This is a genomic window from Cupriavidus sp. FW306-01-F10A, assembly GCF_058782785.1.
This window is the reverse complement of the sequence record NZ_JBYSYA010000003.1, coordinates 247,333-261,595: the sequence shown is the minus strand read 5'-3', so window position 1 is coordinate 261,595 and position 14,263 is coordinate 247,333. Positions and strand designations below refer to the sequence as shown.

Sequence of the window (14,263 nt, the reverse complement as noted above, 5' to 3'; positions counted from 1 at the left end):
GGCGCGCATCCTGCAGGCCACACCGTGCCCAGTCACTTAGCCGATCTTTTCCAGCGCCGTCCGGTAATACGCGGCACGCCGGACGTAGTCCTCGGCATTCACGCGCAGGTGCTTCACTTCCTCATCCGTCAACTCGCGCACAGCCTTGGCGGGCGAACCCAGGATCAGCGAGCGCGGCGGGAACTGCTTGCCCTCGGTCACCAGCGCGCCGGCGGCCACCAGCGACTCGGCGCCGATCGACGCGTTGTTCAGGACCACGGCCTGGATGCCGACCAACGCGCCATCGCCCACGGTGCAGCCATGCAGCATGGCCTGGTGCCCCACGGTCACGCCGGCCCCGAGCGCCAGCGGACAGCCCGGGTCGGTATGCAGCACCGCGCCTTCCTGCACGTTGCTGCCGGCGCCGATTGTCACCGGCTCGTTGTCGGCGCGAATCACCGCGCCGGGCCAGACCGAGACGTGTTCGGCCAGTTCCGCGCGGCCGATGATGGTGGCTTGCGCCGCGACAAACGCGGTACCGGCGATGGCGGGCGCGAGGTCGCCAAGTTTGTAGAGTGTCATGAACGAGAGCGTGAGGATGGATCAGGTGTGGTGCCGCAGCGAAGTGGGGCGCTATTCGATCTTGACGTTGGCTTTCTTCACCAGCGCGGCGTAGCGTGTGGCCTCGCTGCGGAAGAAGCTTGCGGCGGCTTCGGGTGTGCCGGGCTCGACCACGGTGGCTTGCTTCTTCATCGCTTCCAGCACTTCAGGCGAGGTGAAGGCCCTGGCGAATGCGTCATGCACGCGCTTCACCTCTGCCGGCGGCATGCCGGCGGGGCCAACCACGGCAAACCAGCCGGCGACGTTGTAGTGGGGCAAGCCTTGTTCGGCGATGGTGGGGATGTCCGGCGCTGCGGCTGAGCGCTTGTCGCCGCACACGCCGATCGCCCGCAGTGTGCCGGCCTTCAGGTGCGGCGCCACCGCGTTGAGCGCGACTACGCCCAGTTCCACCTGTCCGGCGATCAGGTCGTTCATCATCGGCCCGGTGCCCTTGTACGGCACATGGCGCGCACTCACGCCGGCCTCGTCCAGGAACATCTCCCCGGCCAGGTGGATGATGGTGCCATTGCCGGACGACCCGTAGTTGTAGCCGTCGGGCCTGGCCTTGAGCAGCGCCACCAGTTCCTTCACGTTCTTTGCCGGCACCTTCGGGTTCACGACAAGCACCAGCGGCGTGGTGCCGATCACGCTGATCGGGGTGATGTCCTTGATGGCATCGAACGGCATGGTGCGGAACACGCTCGGGTTGATGACATGGTTGTTGGAGACCAGCCCGAGCGTGCTGCCGTCCGGCTGCGCCTTGACCACGGCCGCGGCACCGGTGATGCCGCCGGCGCCGGGCAGGTTCTCGATCACCACCGGCTGGCCAAAGGCCTTGCCCAGGGCCGGGCCGGCCGCGCGCGCGATGGTGTCCACGCCGGAACCGGCGCTGATCGGCAGGATCAGGCGCACCGGCTTGCCGGTGCTGCCCTGCGCGAGCGCGCCGATGCCGGGCGCGGCCAGCGCGGCGGCCATGGTGGCGGCCAGCGCCAGTCCTGACTTGAAAAGGATGCGACGGGGGTGCATGGGGTTGTCTCCGTATCGTTATCGTAGGATCTTTGCGGGCTGCCGCTGTGGCGCGGCATGCCCGTCGTGGTACCGGTCAGCCGGCGCGGCCCTGGCCGAGCTGCGACAGGATCTCTTCGTTGTGCTCGCCGGCCCTGGGCAGCGGCCGGCGCACGCCCGGGCGGCGCCCGCCCATCAGCAGCGGCAGCAGCACCGTGGGCGTGGTCGAGCCGTCGTCGGCCTGCATCGGCACCAGCCCGCCGCTGGCGAGCAGGTGCGGATCGTCGAGCAACTGGTCCGGGCGCACGATCGGCGCATAGGGGATGCCGGCGGCTTCGAGTCTGGGCGCCAGTTCTGCGCTGCGGTGGTGGCGCAGGATCGCGCCCAGCTCATCGAGCAGTTGCGGACGCACCGCCACGCGCGAGGCATTGCTGGCGTACTCGGGCTTGTCGAGAAGCTCCGGATGCTCCAGCACCTGGCACAACGTCACGAACTGCTTGTCGCTGACCGCGCCGATGAACAGCTGCTCGTCTCCGGCCAGCGTGAAGACGTCATACACGCTCCATGCCGATACGCGCGACGGCATCGGCGGCGGCGCCTCGCCGGTCATCGCGAACTGCTGCATATGCTGCGAAGCCAGGAACACGCAGTTCTCGAACAGCGCGCTCTGGATCTCCTGGCCGCGCCCGGTGCGGTCGCGCTCGCGCAGCGCGGCCAGCACGCCGATGGCGCCGAACATGCCGCCCATGATGTCGTTGACCGAGGTGCCCGCGCGCAGCGGCCGCCCGCTGGGGCCGGTCATGTAGGACAGGCCGCCCATCATCTGCACCACCTCGTCCAGCGCCAGCCGGTTCTCGTACGGGCCGGGCAGGAAGCCCTTGTGCGAGACATAGATCAGGTGCGGGTAGTCGCGCGACAGCGTGGCGTAGTCCAGCCCCAGCTTCTGCATCAGGCCGGGCCGGAAGTTCTCCAGCAGCACGTCGCTCTGGCCCGCCAGCTCGGCGGCGGCGGCGCGCCCTTCCTCGGTGGTGATGTCCAGCACCACGCTCTTCTTGTTGCGGTTGAAGGCGCGGAAGAAGCCGATGCCCAGGCCCGGCAGGTTGCGCGTCTTGTCGCCGCCGGGCGGCTCCACCTTGATCACTTCGGCGCCCAGGTCGGCCAGGATCATGCCGCAGGTGGGGCCCATCACCATATGCGTGAATTCGACCACGCGGATGCCGGCCAGCGGCAGGGAGTTGCTGTTGTCTTGGGTCATCTTGCGTCTCAGGCAGTGGCGCCAGCGTGCTGGGCCGGGAAGGTCTTGGGCAGGCCGGCGCGCCACAGCGTGCCGTGCAGGGTTTCGTCCTTGAGCCAGCCGGCCACGTCTTCACGCAGCGCCAGCAGGCGGCCGATATCGATGCCGGTGTCGAAGCCCATGCTGCCGAGCATGTAGGCCAGGTCCTCGCTCGTGACATTGCCGCTGGCGCCAGGCGCGTGCGGGCAGCCGCCGATGCCGGCCAGGCAGGCGTCAAAGCGGCTCACGCCGGTTTCCAGCGCCGCGTGGACGTTGGCCAGGCCAAGCCCGCGGGTATCGTGGAAATGGCCGCACCAGAAGCGCTCGCCGGCGATCTCGACGGCGCGCGCAAACAGCTCGCGCACCATGCGCGGGTCGGCATAGCCGACGGTGTCGGCCAGGCTGACGCGGTCGGCGCCGGCATCGAGCAGCGCCTGCATCAGGCGCAGCACTTCATCGGGATCGACATGGCCCTGCAGCGTGCAACCGAACGCGGTACCGACACCGCCTTCGATCAGCGTCTTCGCGCCGCTGGCATCGCGCGCGGCCCGGATGCGGGCGACTTCCGCCACCACCTCGTCCGGCGTCTTGCGCAGGTTGGCCAGGCTGTGCGCATGGCTGGCCGACAGCGGCACGAGCATGAGGTCCGCGCCGCTGGCCAGCGCATCCTGCGCGCCGCGCAGGTTCGGCACCAGCACCGAGACGAACAGGCCCGGCAGCGTGCGCGCAAACGCCACCAGCCGCGCGGTATCGGCCAGTTGCGGCAGCAGGTGCGCGGGCACGAACGAGCCGACTTCCAGCTCACGCAGGCCGGCCGCGTACGCGCCGCGAATCCACGCTTCCTTGCTGGCCGTGGGCAGGATGGTGCGGATGCTCTGCAGGCCATCGCGCAATCCGACTTCGCGGATAACGGCGTGGCGGGGAAAGGGAACAGACATGATTCAGGGGCTTCCGGTTTGCGCCCTGCAGTGGGGGCGACGGAAGAACTCTATGAGTTTCTGCTCAAGAGCTGAAGCGGTGGTTTACGCACGATAACATTCCGAACCGGAATGTCTGCCGGGCGCCGCACGACGGCATCCAGGAATTCCCGGATGAATGATTACGGGCAAGCAAAGGGGCTTAACATTCCATTCCGGAAACCCCGCAGTCCCTCACAGCCATGCGAGACCTCGACCTCACCACCCTGCGCCTGTTCGTCGCCGTCTGCGAAACCCGCAACATGGCGCGCGCGGGCGAGCAGGAGCACATCGTGGCATCGGCCATCAGCAAGCGGCTGGCGCAACTGGAAGAGACGGTTGGCGCAACCCTGCTGGAACGCCGCCGCCGCGGCGTGATCCCCACGCCCGCCGGCGAGATGGTGCTGGCGCATGCGCGCGCCATGCTGGCGGCGGCGGACCGCGTCGCGCGCGACATGGCCGACTATGGCGCCGGCATCCGCGGGCAGGTGCGGCTGCTGGCCACGGTGTCGTCGATGGCGGAATCGCTGCCGGACGATATTGCCGCCTTCCTGCAGCAGCCGGCCAACCGCGACGTGCGCGTGACCATCGAGGAAAGCCTGAGCAGCGACGTGGTGCGCGCGCTGCGCGAGGGCTCGGCGCCGCTGGGCATCTGCTGGGACGCGGCCGACCTGGAGGGCTTCCAGACCCGGCCCTACCGCACCGACCACCTGGCGGCGGTGGTCCACGCCTCGCATCCGCTGGCGCAGGCCGAGGACTGCCGCTTCGAGGACACGCTGGACTACGACCATATCGGCATGCCCGCCCAGACCGCGGTGCAGACCATGCTGACGCGCTACGCGGCCATCCTCGGGCGCGGCATTGCCTACCGCGCGGTGGTCTCGACCTTCGACGCCGCGCTGCGCTGTGTGCGGGCCAACCTCGGCATCACCATCATCCCGGCCGAGATCGCCGCGCCGATCGCGCCCACCTTCGGCCTGCGCGTGATCCCGCTGCGCAACGACTGGGCGCGGCGGCGCTTTGCGATCTGCTTCCGCGACCTGGAACTGCTGTCGCCGGCGGCGCGGCTGCTGGTGGCCTTCCTTGAACAGACCGCGGCGGCGGAAGCGGCGGCCGCCCCCGCGGACATCGCGCCAGCGCGCAAGCCACGCCGCAATCGGCAATGACGCCGGCGCGGCGCGCAACTTCCTGTGCCGTTCAAGGGTTAGCCCGAGGCAATTTCGCAAGCAAATGTTGGGGAGCGGTGCGTAGACTGGCTTGCGTTTTTCGCCCCGGCCCACGATGGTAAAAGCCGGCCCCGGGCGATGCTGACCCCGACCATGCGCGCCACCACGGCGCAGGAGCACCAAGATGAACTTCAACGGCAAGAACGTATTGATCACCGGCGCACGCGGCAACCTGGGCCGCGCCGTGGCACAGGCCTTCGCGCAGGCAGGCGCGCGCGTGGTGCTGCTGGACCGGCATGCAGCGCCGCTGCCCGAAGCGGGCACCGGCCACCTGACGCTGCAGGCGGACCTGCTGGATGCCGCCAAGCTGAGCGAGGCCGTCGCGCAAGCGGTTCAGGCATGCGGCCGCATCGACGTGGTGTGCAACCTGGCCGGCGGCTTCGCCATGGGCCCAAGCGTGCATGAAACCAGCGCCGAGGCCTGGAACCACGTGTTCGACATGAACGTGGGCACGGTGCTGAACATGGCGCGCGCGGTGGTGCCGCACATGCTGGCCGCCGGCGGCGGCGCCATCGTCAACGTGGGTGCCAACTCGGCGGCGCGCGGGCTGGCGCAGATGAGCGCCTATTGCGCCTCGAAGGACGCGCTGGCGCGCGTGACCGAATCGATGTCGGCAGAGCTGCGCGACCAGGGCATCCGCGTCAACGCGGTGCTGCCCAGCGTGCTGGATACGCCCGAGAACCGCCAGGCCATGCCGGATGCCGATGCCGCGCGCTGGGTCAGCCTGGATGCGCTGGCCGATGCGATCCTGTTCCTGGCCTCGGATGCGGCGCGCGCGGTGCAGGGCGCGCTGCTGCCGGTGGTCAACCGCGCCTGACGCGGGGCTTGCGCGCGGCGGGTTCGGCCGCGCTGATGGCGCTGGCCGCCTCCTGGATCTGCTGGCGCAGCCAGCGCCGCAGCCGGTCGGCATCGGTGCGCGCGTGCCAGATCTGCATCATGTCGACGTGGGGCAGTGCGAACGGCACCGGCAACAGCACCAGATCAGGGTCGCGCGCCACGGCCTCTTCCGCGACCGAGCGCAGGCAGGTCAGCAGCAGTTCCGTGCCGCGCACCAGCCGGCTCGGCGCAAGGAAGCTCGACAACCCCGCCACTACGCTGCGCTTGTGCCCCTTCCGGGCCAGCGCGCGGTCGACCACGCCGTTGAGGTCGCCGGTCAGCGTGGTCAGCAGGTGTTCGCACGCCAGGAAGGCGTCGAGATCCAGGCCGTCGGCAATGCGCGGATTGGCGCGCGAGGCCAGCACCACGAAGTCTTCGCTGCACAGCCGCTGCTGGTGGAAGGTATCAGGCAGGTTCTCATAAAAACCCGCGATCGCCAGGTCGCAGGTGCCCTTCTCAAGTTCCTCGCGCGGCAGCTCGCCGCGCGTGTTGTGCGTGACCAGCACCACGCCCGGCGCCTGGCTGCGCAGCCGCGGCAGCAGGGCTGGCAGCAGCAGCTGCTCCATGTAGTCGGTGGTGTAGATGTGCAGGTGCTCGCTGCGCGCCAGGTAGTCGTGGCCGGCACAGGCGTCATAGAACGCGTCGAGATCCCCGACCAGCCGCTGCACCTGCGGCGCCAGCGCGTGCGCACGCGGCGTCGGCGTCAGGCCGCGCGGCGCACGCACGAACAGCGGATCGCCGAGCTCGTCGCGCAGGCGGTTGAGCTTGTGGCTCAGCGCGGGCTGGCTCAGCGCCATGCGCGCGGCCGCGCGCGAGGCATTGCCCTCCTGGTACAGCACGTGGAACACGTACAGCAGGTTCAGGTCCTTGCTGCCGATATTCATTTTTTGGATAACAGAGATCGAATAATAGAAGTTTTCGAATCATAGTCCGCTGCCTAGGATGTTGCCAGTGCCGCGGCATTTCAGCCCGGCTGCCTGTGAACCGACATGGAGCGGAACAATGAAAATCCTGATGGTGCTGACGTCGCACGACCAGCTGGGCAATACCGGCAAGAAGACCGGCTTCTGGCTGGAGGAATTCGCAGCGCCCTACTACGTCTTCAAGGACGCCGGCGCCGACATCACGCTGGCCTCGCCCAAGGGCGGCCAACCGCCGATCGACCCGAAAAGCGACGATCCGGGCGCCCAGACCGACGCCACCCGGCGCTTCCAGGGTGACCCGGCCGCCAGGGCCGCACTGGCCAGCACGCTGACGCTGGACCAGGTGAAGGCGGAAGACTTCGACGCCATCTTCTACCCGGGCGGGCACGGCCCGCTGTGGGACCTGGCCGAAGACAAGCGCTCGGCCGCGCTGATCGAGCAGTTCGACCGCGCCGGCAAGCCGGTGGGAGCGGTATGCCACGCACCGGCGGTGTTCCGCCATACCAGGGGCGCGGACGGGGAACCGCTGGTCAAGGGCAAGGAAGTGACCGGCTTCACCAACAGCGAGGAAGAAGCCGTGCAGCTGACCAGGGTGGTGCCGTTCCTGGTGGAGGATATGCTCAAGGCCAACGGCGGGCGCTTCACGCGTGGCGAGGATTGGGCCAGCCATGTCGTGGTCGCGGGGCGACTGGTGACCGGGCAGAATCCGGCATCGTCTGATGCGGCGGCGCAGGCGTTGTTGAAGATGTTGAGGTGAGGAAAGGCGGCAAACGCGCCGCCGCCGGTTTGCTCCCCTCGCCCGCTTGCGGGAGAGGGGAGCGTACGCCAGGCTTGATGGCTACTTCAAACGCATGGGTTGCCCCACTTACTGCGGCACCAACTCCAACCGCTCCCGGCTGGCCTTCTCCACCGCCTTGCGCGTATACACCAGCGGGAAATACTCCCCCTTGGCCCACAGCGGCGCCAGGTCGCGGTAATGCGGGCTGGCGGGATTGCCCGACTGCCCCGGCGTGTTGATCACGCGCGAGGCATCCCAGTTGCCCACATCCAGCACCATGCGGAACGACGCGCCGGCGGTCAGCCGGAAGTCGGTATTGCGGTAGCTGGTGTTCATCGGCGTGAAAGCCGAGCCGCCGATCGGACCGGCGTTGACATTGAACTGCTGGCGTTCCGCATCGCTCAGGATCGGGTCCATCGGATGCGTGAACACGGCGGTGTGGAGCTTGCCCCATTGCCATGCGCGCGGGTCGGGGCCGAGCTTGCCTTCCGCTTCCGCCATGGCGGCCTTCAGCGATTCGAGCATCACCGCATTGCGGCGCTCCACCGGCATCCACGGACCGGGCTGCTCCAGCACCGCCACCACGCGCGCGGCATCGCCGGCACCGACCAGGCGTGCGGCTTCGGGCGTCAGCGCGGCGCGCACCACGGCCTGGCGCAGGTGTTTGCTGAACCAGACTTCGAACAATGCCGCTGCGGCGCTGTCGGCGCGCTCGTTGCCGTCCCAGCCGCGCAGCAGGTCCAGGCCGCGGGCCAGTTGCGGGTCGTCGCTGCGCACGTCCTTCAGCAGCGCCACCACGCGCTGGGCCGGCAGCGACACGGTGTCGTTCTGCCACGCCATCGAGTCCTGCACCGAGCTGCGCGCATTGGCGCCCACCACGGCCTTGAGCCGGCGCGCGCGCGAGCTGTCGCTCCATTCATAGCCCACGCCAAGTTTCGCGGCCGGGTGCTCGGGCGGGATGTTGTTCTCGTTGGCGGTGACGATGTAGCCTGGCGCGGGGTTATAGGCCCATGGCAGCTCGTCCATGTTGCGGTAGCCGGCCCACTCGTAGCGGCCATCGCCGGCCACCGGCGTGAGGCCGTCCCAGTTGGGCCGCTTGACGGTCAGCCCGCCCGGGATCCAGCCGATATTGCCGCTGGTGTCGGCATAGACCTGGTTCTCGCCAGGCGCGCCCCAGCGGTTCATGGCGGCGCGGAACTGGTCCCAGTTGCGCGCGCGCATATAGTCCATCGAGCCGAAGTACGGCGCCATGCCGTAGTCGAGCCACGCGGCGCGCAGCGCCCAGGCCTGCGCGCGGCCGGCATCGGCGACCAGCACCGGGCCGTGGCGCGTGAAGTCGATGGTGACCTTGCGCGGCGCGGACTCGCCCTTGACCACGATCTCTTCGGTGATGGTCGCCATCGGTTCCCAGCGGCCCTTGTACTTGTACTCATGCGGGTTGGCCGGATTGAGCTCGTAGCCGTACAGGTCTTCCTGGTCCATGTAGAAGCGCGTCAGGCCGAAAGCGATGGTGCCGTTGTGCCCGATCGAGATGCCGGGCAGGAACGGCTCGCCCGCGCCGATCACCGACATCCCCGGCGCGTTCAGGTGGCTGATATAGCGCAGGCTGGGCGCGCCGTGCGAGCGGTGCGGGTCGTTGGCCAGGATCGGGCGGCCGGTGGTGGTGCGCTTGCCGCCGATGACCCAGTTGTTCGACCCGAGGCTGCGGCCGGTATCGCTGTTGGGGTCCACCAGTGCGTAGAGCTGGTCGAGCGAGATGCTGGCGGCCTGCACATTGCCCCACGCCTCTTTCGGGAAGCGCGCTGCGGCGGTGGCCAGTTCGTAGGCGCGGCGCAGTTCGGCGGCGGGAACCGTGCAGGGGTCGATGCCGGGGCTGAGCCTGGGCTCGATCTGCGGGTCGAGTTCGCGGCGCAGCCAGTCGGCACGCGGGGCGTCCTGCCTGGCCTGGCAATAGAGCTGGGCGCGTTCGACTTCGCCGGTGAAGTTGAGCGTCAGGCCGTGGTGGCGGATGCGCACGATATCGTCGGCGCGCCAGCGCGCAGGCTTGTAGTTGAGCTTGCGGAATTCCGGCGGCAGCAGCTCGGGCTTCTGCTCGGTCAGCGCCACATAGGCGTTCACCCCGGCCACGAAGGCCTCGGCCACGCGCTTGGCGTCGGAGCCATAGGCTAGCCATTCGCGGTACATGTCGCCGCGGAACAGCACCGCGCGCGCCATGCGGTCGCCATCGGCATAGGCCGGGCCGAAGTCCCTGGCCATCTCGCCGAGTCCGCGCTTGCGCCACAGGTCGATCTGCCACAGGCGGTCGCGCGCGGCCATGAAGCCCTGCACGAAGAAGGCGTCGTAGAGCGTGCCGGCATAGATATGCGGCACGCCCCAGCGGTCGACCAGCACGCTTGCGGGCTTTTCCAGGCCGGGCACGGCCAGCACGTTGTTGCGGGCGGGGGCTTCGGCCATGGCGGCCGGGATGGTGGCGGCGAGCAGGGCCAGCGCAGCGGCCAGGCGGCGGGGGGTGCGTAACATCAGGTCTCCTCGGTGTTGTGATTGGCTGCAGATGTCTTGCAGTTCACACCGAAGATAGTGCATCCCCGGCCAGCGCGCGAGCCGCGCGGCCGATCTCCGCACGGCGCGTGCCGCTGCGGGTTCGCTCAGTAGACGTCGCGCCGGTAGCGGCCGTCGTCGGCAAGCCGGCGCAGCGCGTCTGCGCCGAGGATCCCGGCCAGTGCGTCATGGATGCCGCCGGCCATGCCCTGCAGGCTGCCGCAGACATAGATGGCGGCGCCGTCCGCCACCCATTGGCGCACCGTATCGCCCTGCGCGCGCACGGCGTCCTGCACGTAGCGCGGCGCGCCGCCGTCGCGCGACCAGGCATGGTCCACGCGCTGCAGCGTGCCGTCGGCCTGCCATGCGGCCAGTTCCCCGGCAAAGAACGCGTCATGCTGCGCCGAGCGCTCGCCGAACAGCAGCCAGTTGCGGCGCTGCCCGGCCGCGGCGCGGGCCTTGAGCTGGGCGCGCAGCCCGGCCAGCCCGGTGCCGTTGCCGACCAGGATCAGGGGCCGGTCGTCAGTCGGCGGGTGGAAGCTGCGGTTGGTGCGGATGCGCAGCGCGATGCGGGTACCCACGGGCGCGTGCTCGGTCAGCCAGCCGGAGGCCAGGCCGAGGCGGCCGTCGTCGTAGCGGGTCTGCCGCACCAGCAGTTCGAGTTGCCCGTCCCGCGGCAGCGAGGCGATCGAATACTCGCGGTGCGGCAGCGGCGGCAGCGTGTCCACCAGTTGCTGCGGCGGCAGGCCCAGCATCGCCGCGAAGTGCGCCTCAGGCAGCGGCATGCGTGTGCCCAGCGCCTCGGCGAGCGTGGCGTCGCGGCCGTCGCAGCGCACCGGTGTGGCGCCGTCGAGGCCAAGCCGCGCCAACAGCCGTTCAACCTCGGCCGGCGCGTGGCACGGGCCGATCTCGGCGATGTCGCCGGCTTGCCAGTCCATTGCCGCATCGCCCTGCGGCGCCAGCGACAGGTGGAACACCGGCGCACCCTGGCTGCCGGGGTTCAAATGATGGCGTTGCGCGAGCCGCCAGCTGTCATAGCGCGGCCGTTCCCAGTCGGCAATTTCCGCGCCGCCGCTCAGGGCCGACAGGTGGTTCTGCCAGTGGCGCAGGGCGCCTGCGTCCCCGTTGTCGACTTCGACCAGATCAAAGAGCGGCTGCGCACGGTGGCGCTGCAGCCAGCCGTCGAGCTTGTGGCCGAAAGCGCAGAAGCGCGCGTAGCTGCTGTCGCCGAGCGCGAGGATGCCATAGCGCAAAGACTGCAGGCCATCAGCGCCGGCCAGCAAGCGGCGTGAAAAACCGGACGCGCTGTCGGGGGCGTCGCCCTCGCCGGTGGTGCTGACCAGGAACAGCGCCTGGCGGCATGCCTGCAGGCGCTGCGCATCGACATCGGCCAGCGAGAGCAGTTGCACCGGCACGCCCGCGCCTTGCAGCGCGGTGGCGGTCTGCAGCGCCAGCTGTTCGGCAAACCCGGTCTGGGAGGCATAGGCAACCAGCGTCGCGCCCTCTTCCGTGCCAGCCAGTGCGGCCGCGCGCGCGCGCCGCTGGCGATAGTGGGCAACCACCGCGCTGCAGAAGCCCGCATAGGCCGCCACCACGCCGGCCGCCATGGCCATGCGCGACGGGCCCAGCACGGACAGCGCGATGCCGCCGGCAACGGCAAGCCAGCTTGCGCCGGCGATGGCGGACGGCATGGCCTTCGCCCTCATGCCAGCATCGCGGCAAAGGCCGGCGAAAGATGTTCATCGAAACCGCCCGGCGTGCGCACCAGGAAGCGCGCGGCAATGCCCTGGCGGCGCGCGTGCGCCATGCCGGCCTCTGGGCCCAGCACCGTCAGCGCGGTGGACAGCGCATCGGCCAGCATGCACTGCGCATGGATGACCGTGACCGAGGCCAGCGCGTGGCTGGCCGGATAGCCGGTGCGCGGATCGATGGTATGCGCGTAGCGGCGACCGTCACTGTCGAAATAGCGGCGATAGTCGCCGGAGGTGGCGATGGACAGGCCGTGCAGCGCCACCAGCGTCTGCCCCCCGGCATCGCAGTCCAGGCCGGGGGGTGATTCCAGCGCGACCCACCACGGCATGCCGTCGGGCTTGACGCCATGGCCGCGCAGTTCGCCGCCGATCTCGGTCAGGTGGTGGTCAAGGCCCTGCTCACACAGGTAGCCTGCCACCGCGTCGACGGCAAAGCCCTTGGCGATGGCGCAGAAGTCCAGCGACACGCCCCCCGGCTGCCAAGCGCGCCGGCCCGTGGCATCGACTTCGATGCGGGCCCAGCCGCAGCGGCCGCGCGTGGCCTGCACCGCGTCTGGCGACGGCGGCGCGGTGCGCGCCGGTGCTGGGCCGAAGCCCCACAGGTCGACCAGCGGACCGGCGCTCGGGTCATAGGCGCCACCGCTGTCGCGCGCCACCTGCAGCGCGCATTGCAGCACCATGAAGCAGTCTTCAGGCAGCGCGTGCCAGCTGCCGGGTGCCGCGCGGTTGAAACGGCTCAGGTCAGAATCCGCTTCCCAGTTGCTCATCTGCGCGATCACGCCATCGAGCACGGCCCGGATGCCGGCGGCGATGGCGTCCGCATCCGTCGCCGGCGGCAGCGGCGCCGCCACCGACCAGGTCGTGCCCATGGTCTGGCCGCCCCAGCGCTGCAGCCGCGTATCGGCTGCGGGCGGCTGCGGCGGCGCGGTCAGCGCGACAGGTACCAGGACGCGGTTCAAACCCGGCAACCGGCTTATTGCGGCAGCACTTCGACCGTCACCGCATAGACGGCACGGCGCGATTTGGCCTGTTTGAAGGTGGTCTTGTCGTCCTTCACCTCGGCTTCCATCCAGTACATGCCTGGGGCCGGCCACTTGACGCTGAACTTGCCGTCGGCGTCGGTGGTGGCGCTGAACTCCTGCAGCTGGTCGCGGTAGCGGATGCCGCCCGGCACCACCGAGACCTTCAGGTTGCTGGCGGGCTTGCCGTCGAGCAGCATGCGGAAGCTGGCGGTGTCGCCCGCGACCAGGTCGTTCGGGTGCGTGATCGGAGCCAGTTCCAGGCCGCGGCCGGCGGTGCGCAGGCCCTTGTCGCTGGGCTTGCCGGCGGTGACGAAGGATTCGATGCGGCCTTCGGCCTGGGTGACCTGCAGGTCCTGCGCATTGGCCGGGACTTCCTTGGCGAAGTTCTCGGCCGAACCGCGCCAGCGCTTGGCCTGGCCGTCGACCTTGTAGCTGGCGAACAGGCCGTTGTTGACCACCGCCACGCGGTAGGTGCCGGGCTGGGTCAGGTGCAGGTCGAAGGTGCTGCGGTACTTGCCGGTGGCAGCGTTCTCGGCCTTGACGGCGCTGCCGTCGGGCGCGGTCACCTGCAGGTTGTCGAGCCGCATCGGCACGTGCTCGAAATAGAACAGGTCGTTGGAGACAGCGGCGTCCACGGTCACCCACGGATCGCTGCCGGACAGCACGGTGGCCGACGGCAGCAGCCACTGGCGGTGCGCGTGCGCGGCCAGCGGCGCCAGGGCGGCCAGGGCGAGCACGGCCACGCGCGTGGCCATGCGGGTAGATGCGGCGGACATCAGGGAAGGTTTCATCGTCTGGCTCCGGAAGGATTACGGCTTCAGTTCGACGGTCACGCCGCCGAGTTCGTGTTCGCCCTTGGCGCGGGCGGTCTGTGCGGCTTGCGGCGGCCATGTGAACGGCACGCGCAGCAGTTCGCGCCCGCCCACTTCACGCGCGGCTTCCACCACCAGCTGGTAGTTGCCGGCGGGCAGCTTGCCCAGCGGCGCCTTGCCGTCGCTGAAGCTCACGCCGTGCTCGCCCGGCGAGCGCGTGGCACCGGAGATGCCGTCGGCCGGCATGTGCAGATCGCGGCCGGCCTTGCGCCACCACTGGCGCATGTCCTTGAGCCACTTGGTGCCTTCGCCGTCCTTGAGCTTGCCGTCGTACCAGACCGCCAGGGTCTGCACCGGGCTCTGGTCAGCGCGCTCGACCCACATCGCCACATAGGGGCGGTGGTACTCGGCCACGGTCAGGCGCGGGATTTCGACCTTGACGTTCAGGTCCGCGGCCAGCGCGGGGCCGGCCAGGGGAACCGCGGCCATGCCGGTCAGGGTGACGGTGAGCAGTCGGCGCATAT

The 14,263-nt window shown here is 69.6% G+C and carries 13 protein-coding genes; 3 read left to right on the top strand and 10 right to left on the bottom strand.

Annotated elements, in window-relative coordinates; genetic code table 11:
- Window positions 1–36 precede the first annotated feature (36 nt).
- The 4 genes from AC3WLF_RS06715 to AC3WLF_RS06700 all read right to left on the bottom strand — a co-directional run bounded on the left by AC3WLF_RS06715 (window position 37) and on the right by AC3WLF_RS06700 (window position 3,795).
- Window positions 37–561 (bottom strand): gamma carbonic anhydrase family protein, encoded by a 525-nt coding sequence (locus tag AC3WLF_RS06715; protein ID WP_492318227.1) that lies wholly within the window; start codon window positions 559–561, stop codon window positions 37–39.
- 51 nt (window positions 562–612) lie between these two features.
- Complete coding sequence (locus AC3WLF_RS06710) at window positions 613–1,605, bottom strand: tripartite tricarboxylate transporter substrate binding protein (RefSeq protein WP_492355884.1); 993 nt, start codon at window positions 1,603–1,605, stop codon at window positions 613–615.
- A gap of 76 nt (window positions 1,606–1,681) precedes the next feature.
- A complete protein-coding gene (locus tag AC3WLF_RS06705) occupies window positions 1,682–2,839 on the bottom strand; it encodes a CaiB/BaiF CoA transferase family protein (RefSeq protein WP_492318225.1) in 1,158 nt (385 codons plus the stop codon).
- Between the two features lie 8 nt (window positions 2,840–2,847).
- A complete protein-coding gene (locus AC3WLF_RS06700; RefSeq protein WP_492318224.1) occupies window positions 2,848–3,795 on the bottom strand; it encodes a hydroxymethylglutaryl-CoA lyase in 948 nt (315 codons plus the stop codon).
- Window positions 3,796–4,016: 221 nt separating this feature from the next.
- Between AC3WLF_RS06700 and AC3WLF_RS06695 the strand changes: the two genes are divergently transcribed.
- Window positions 4,017–4,979 (top strand): LysR family transcriptional regulator, encoded by a 963-nt coding sequence (locus tag AC3WLF_RS06695; RefSeq protein ID WP_492352448.1) that lies wholly within the window; start codon window positions 4,017–4,019, stop codon window positions 4,977–4,979.
- A 184-nt stretch (window positions 4,980–5,163) separates the two neighbouring features.
- Window positions 5,164–5,856, top strand: coding sequence for an SDR family NAD(P)-dependent oxidoreductase (locus tag AC3WLF_RS06690; protein ID WP_492318222.1), 693 nt, complete (start codon window positions 5,164–5,166; stop codon window positions 5,854–5,856).
- Here the strand turns inward: AC3WLF_RS06690 and AC3WLF_RS06685 are convergent.
- On the bottom strand, window positions 5,843–6,799 hold the full coding sequence (locus AC3WLF_RS06685) for a LysR family transcriptional regulator (protein ID WP_492352447.1): 957 nt from the start codon (window positions 6,797–6,799) through the stop codon (window positions 5,843–5,845). The genes AC3WLF_RS06690 and AC3WLF_RS06685 overlap by 14 nt on opposite strands.
- 118 nt (window positions 6,800–6,917) lie before the next feature.
- On the opposite strand from AC3WLF_RS06685, the gene AC3WLF_RS06680 reads away from it, so the two are divergent.
- On the top strand, window positions 6,918–7,595 hold the full coding sequence (locus AC3WLF_RS06680) for a type 1 glutamine amidotransferase domain-containing protein (RefSeq protein ID WP_492318220.1): 678 nt from the start codon (window positions 6,918–6,920) through the stop codon (window positions 7,593–7,595).
- Window positions 7,596–7,703: 108 nt separating this feature from the next.
- Here AC3WLF_RS06680 and AC3WLF_RS06675 read toward each other — a convergent pair whose 3' ends face one another.
- The 5 genes from AC3WLF_RS06675 to AC3WLF_RS06655 all read right to left on the bottom strand — a co-directional run bounded on the left by AC3WLF_RS06675 (window position 7,704) and on the right by AC3WLF_RS06655 (window position 14,261).
- A complete protein-coding gene (locus AC3WLF_RS06675) occupies window positions 7,704–10,136 on the bottom strand; it encodes a penicillin acylase family protein (RefSeq protein ID WP_492357973.1) in 2,433 nt (810 codons plus the stop codon).
- A gap of 125 nt (window positions 10,137–10,261) precedes the next feature.
- Complete coding sequence (locus tag AC3WLF_RS06670; protein WP_492355881.1) at window positions 10,262–11,845, bottom strand: sulfite reductase subunit alpha; 1,584 nt, start codon at window positions 11,843–11,845, stop codon at window positions 10,262–10,264.
- Window positions 11,846–11,856: 11 nt separating this feature from the next.
- Entirely contained in the window at window positions 11,857–12,864 is a 1,008-nt protein-coding gene (locus tag AC3WLF_RS06665) for an FAD:protein FMN transferase (RefSeq protein WP_492319444.1), read from the bottom strand.
- Window positions 12,865–12,878: 14 nt separating this feature from the next.
- Window positions 12,879–13,718, bottom strand: coding sequence for a DUF4198 domain-containing protein (locus AC3WLF_RS06660; RefSeq protein ID WP_058698784.1), 840 nt, complete (start codon window positions 13,716–13,718; stop codon window positions 12,879–12,881).
- Between the two features lie 18 nt (window positions 13,719–13,736).
- Window positions 13,737–14,261, bottom strand: a complete 525-nt coding sequence (locus AC3WLF_RS06655) for a DUF2271 domain-containing protein (protein WP_492357972.1) — start codon at window positions 14,259–14,261, stop codon at window positions 13,737–13,739.
- Window positions 14,262–14,263: the final 2 nt, after the last annotated feature.

Bases quoted from the DNA above. Each gene is read 5' to 3' on its own strand.
- AC3WLF_RS06715 (WP_492318227.1), bottom strand. From the start codon at position 561: ATGACACTCTACAAACTTGGCGACCTCGCGCCCGCCATCGCCGGTACC.
- AC3WLF_RS06710 (WP_492355884.1), bottom strand. From the start codon at position 1,605: ATGCACCCCCGTCGCATCCTTTTCAAGTCAGGACTGGCGCTGGCCGCC.
- AC3WLF_RS06705 (WP_492318225.1), bottom strand. From the start codon at position 2,839: ATGACCCAAGACAACAGCAACTCCCTGCCGCTGGCCGGCATCCGCGTG.
- AC3WLF_RS06700 (WP_492318224.1), bottom strand. From the start codon at position 3,795: ATGTCTGTTCCCTTTCCCCGCCACGCCGTTATCCGCGAAGTCGGATTG.
- AC3WLF_RS06695 (WP_492352448.1), top strand. From the start codon at position 4,017: ATGCGAGACCTCGACCTCACCACCCTGCGCCTGTTCGTCGCCGTCTGC.
- AC3WLF_RS06690 (WP_492318222.1), top strand. From the start codon at position 5,164: ATGAACTTCAACGGCAAGAACGTATTGATCACCGGCGCACGCGGCAAC.
- AC3WLF_RS06685 (WP_492352447.1), bottom strand. From the start codon at position 6,799: ATGAATATCGGCAGCAAGGACCTGAACCTGCTGTACGTGTTCCACGTG.
- AC3WLF_RS06680 (WP_492318220.1), top strand. From the start codon at position 6,918: ATGAAAATCCTGATGGTGCTGACGTCGCACGACCAGCTGGGCAATACC.
- AC3WLF_RS06675 (WP_492357973.1), bottom strand. From the start codon at position 10,136: ATGTTACGCACCCCCCGCCGCCTGGCCGCTGCGCTGGCCCTGCTCGCC.
- AC3WLF_RS06670 (WP_492355881.1), bottom strand. From the start codon at position 11,845: ATGCCGTCCGCCATCGCCGGCGCAAGCTGGCTTGCCGTTGCCGGCGGC.
- AC3WLF_RS06660 (WP_058698784.1), bottom strand. From the start codon at position 13,718: ATGAAACCTTCCCTGATGTCCGCCGCATCTACCCGCATGGCCACGCGC.
- AC3WLF_RS06655 (WP_492357972.1), bottom strand. From the start codon at position 14,261: ATGCGCCGACTGCTCACCGTCACCCTGACCGGCATGGCCGCGGTTCCC.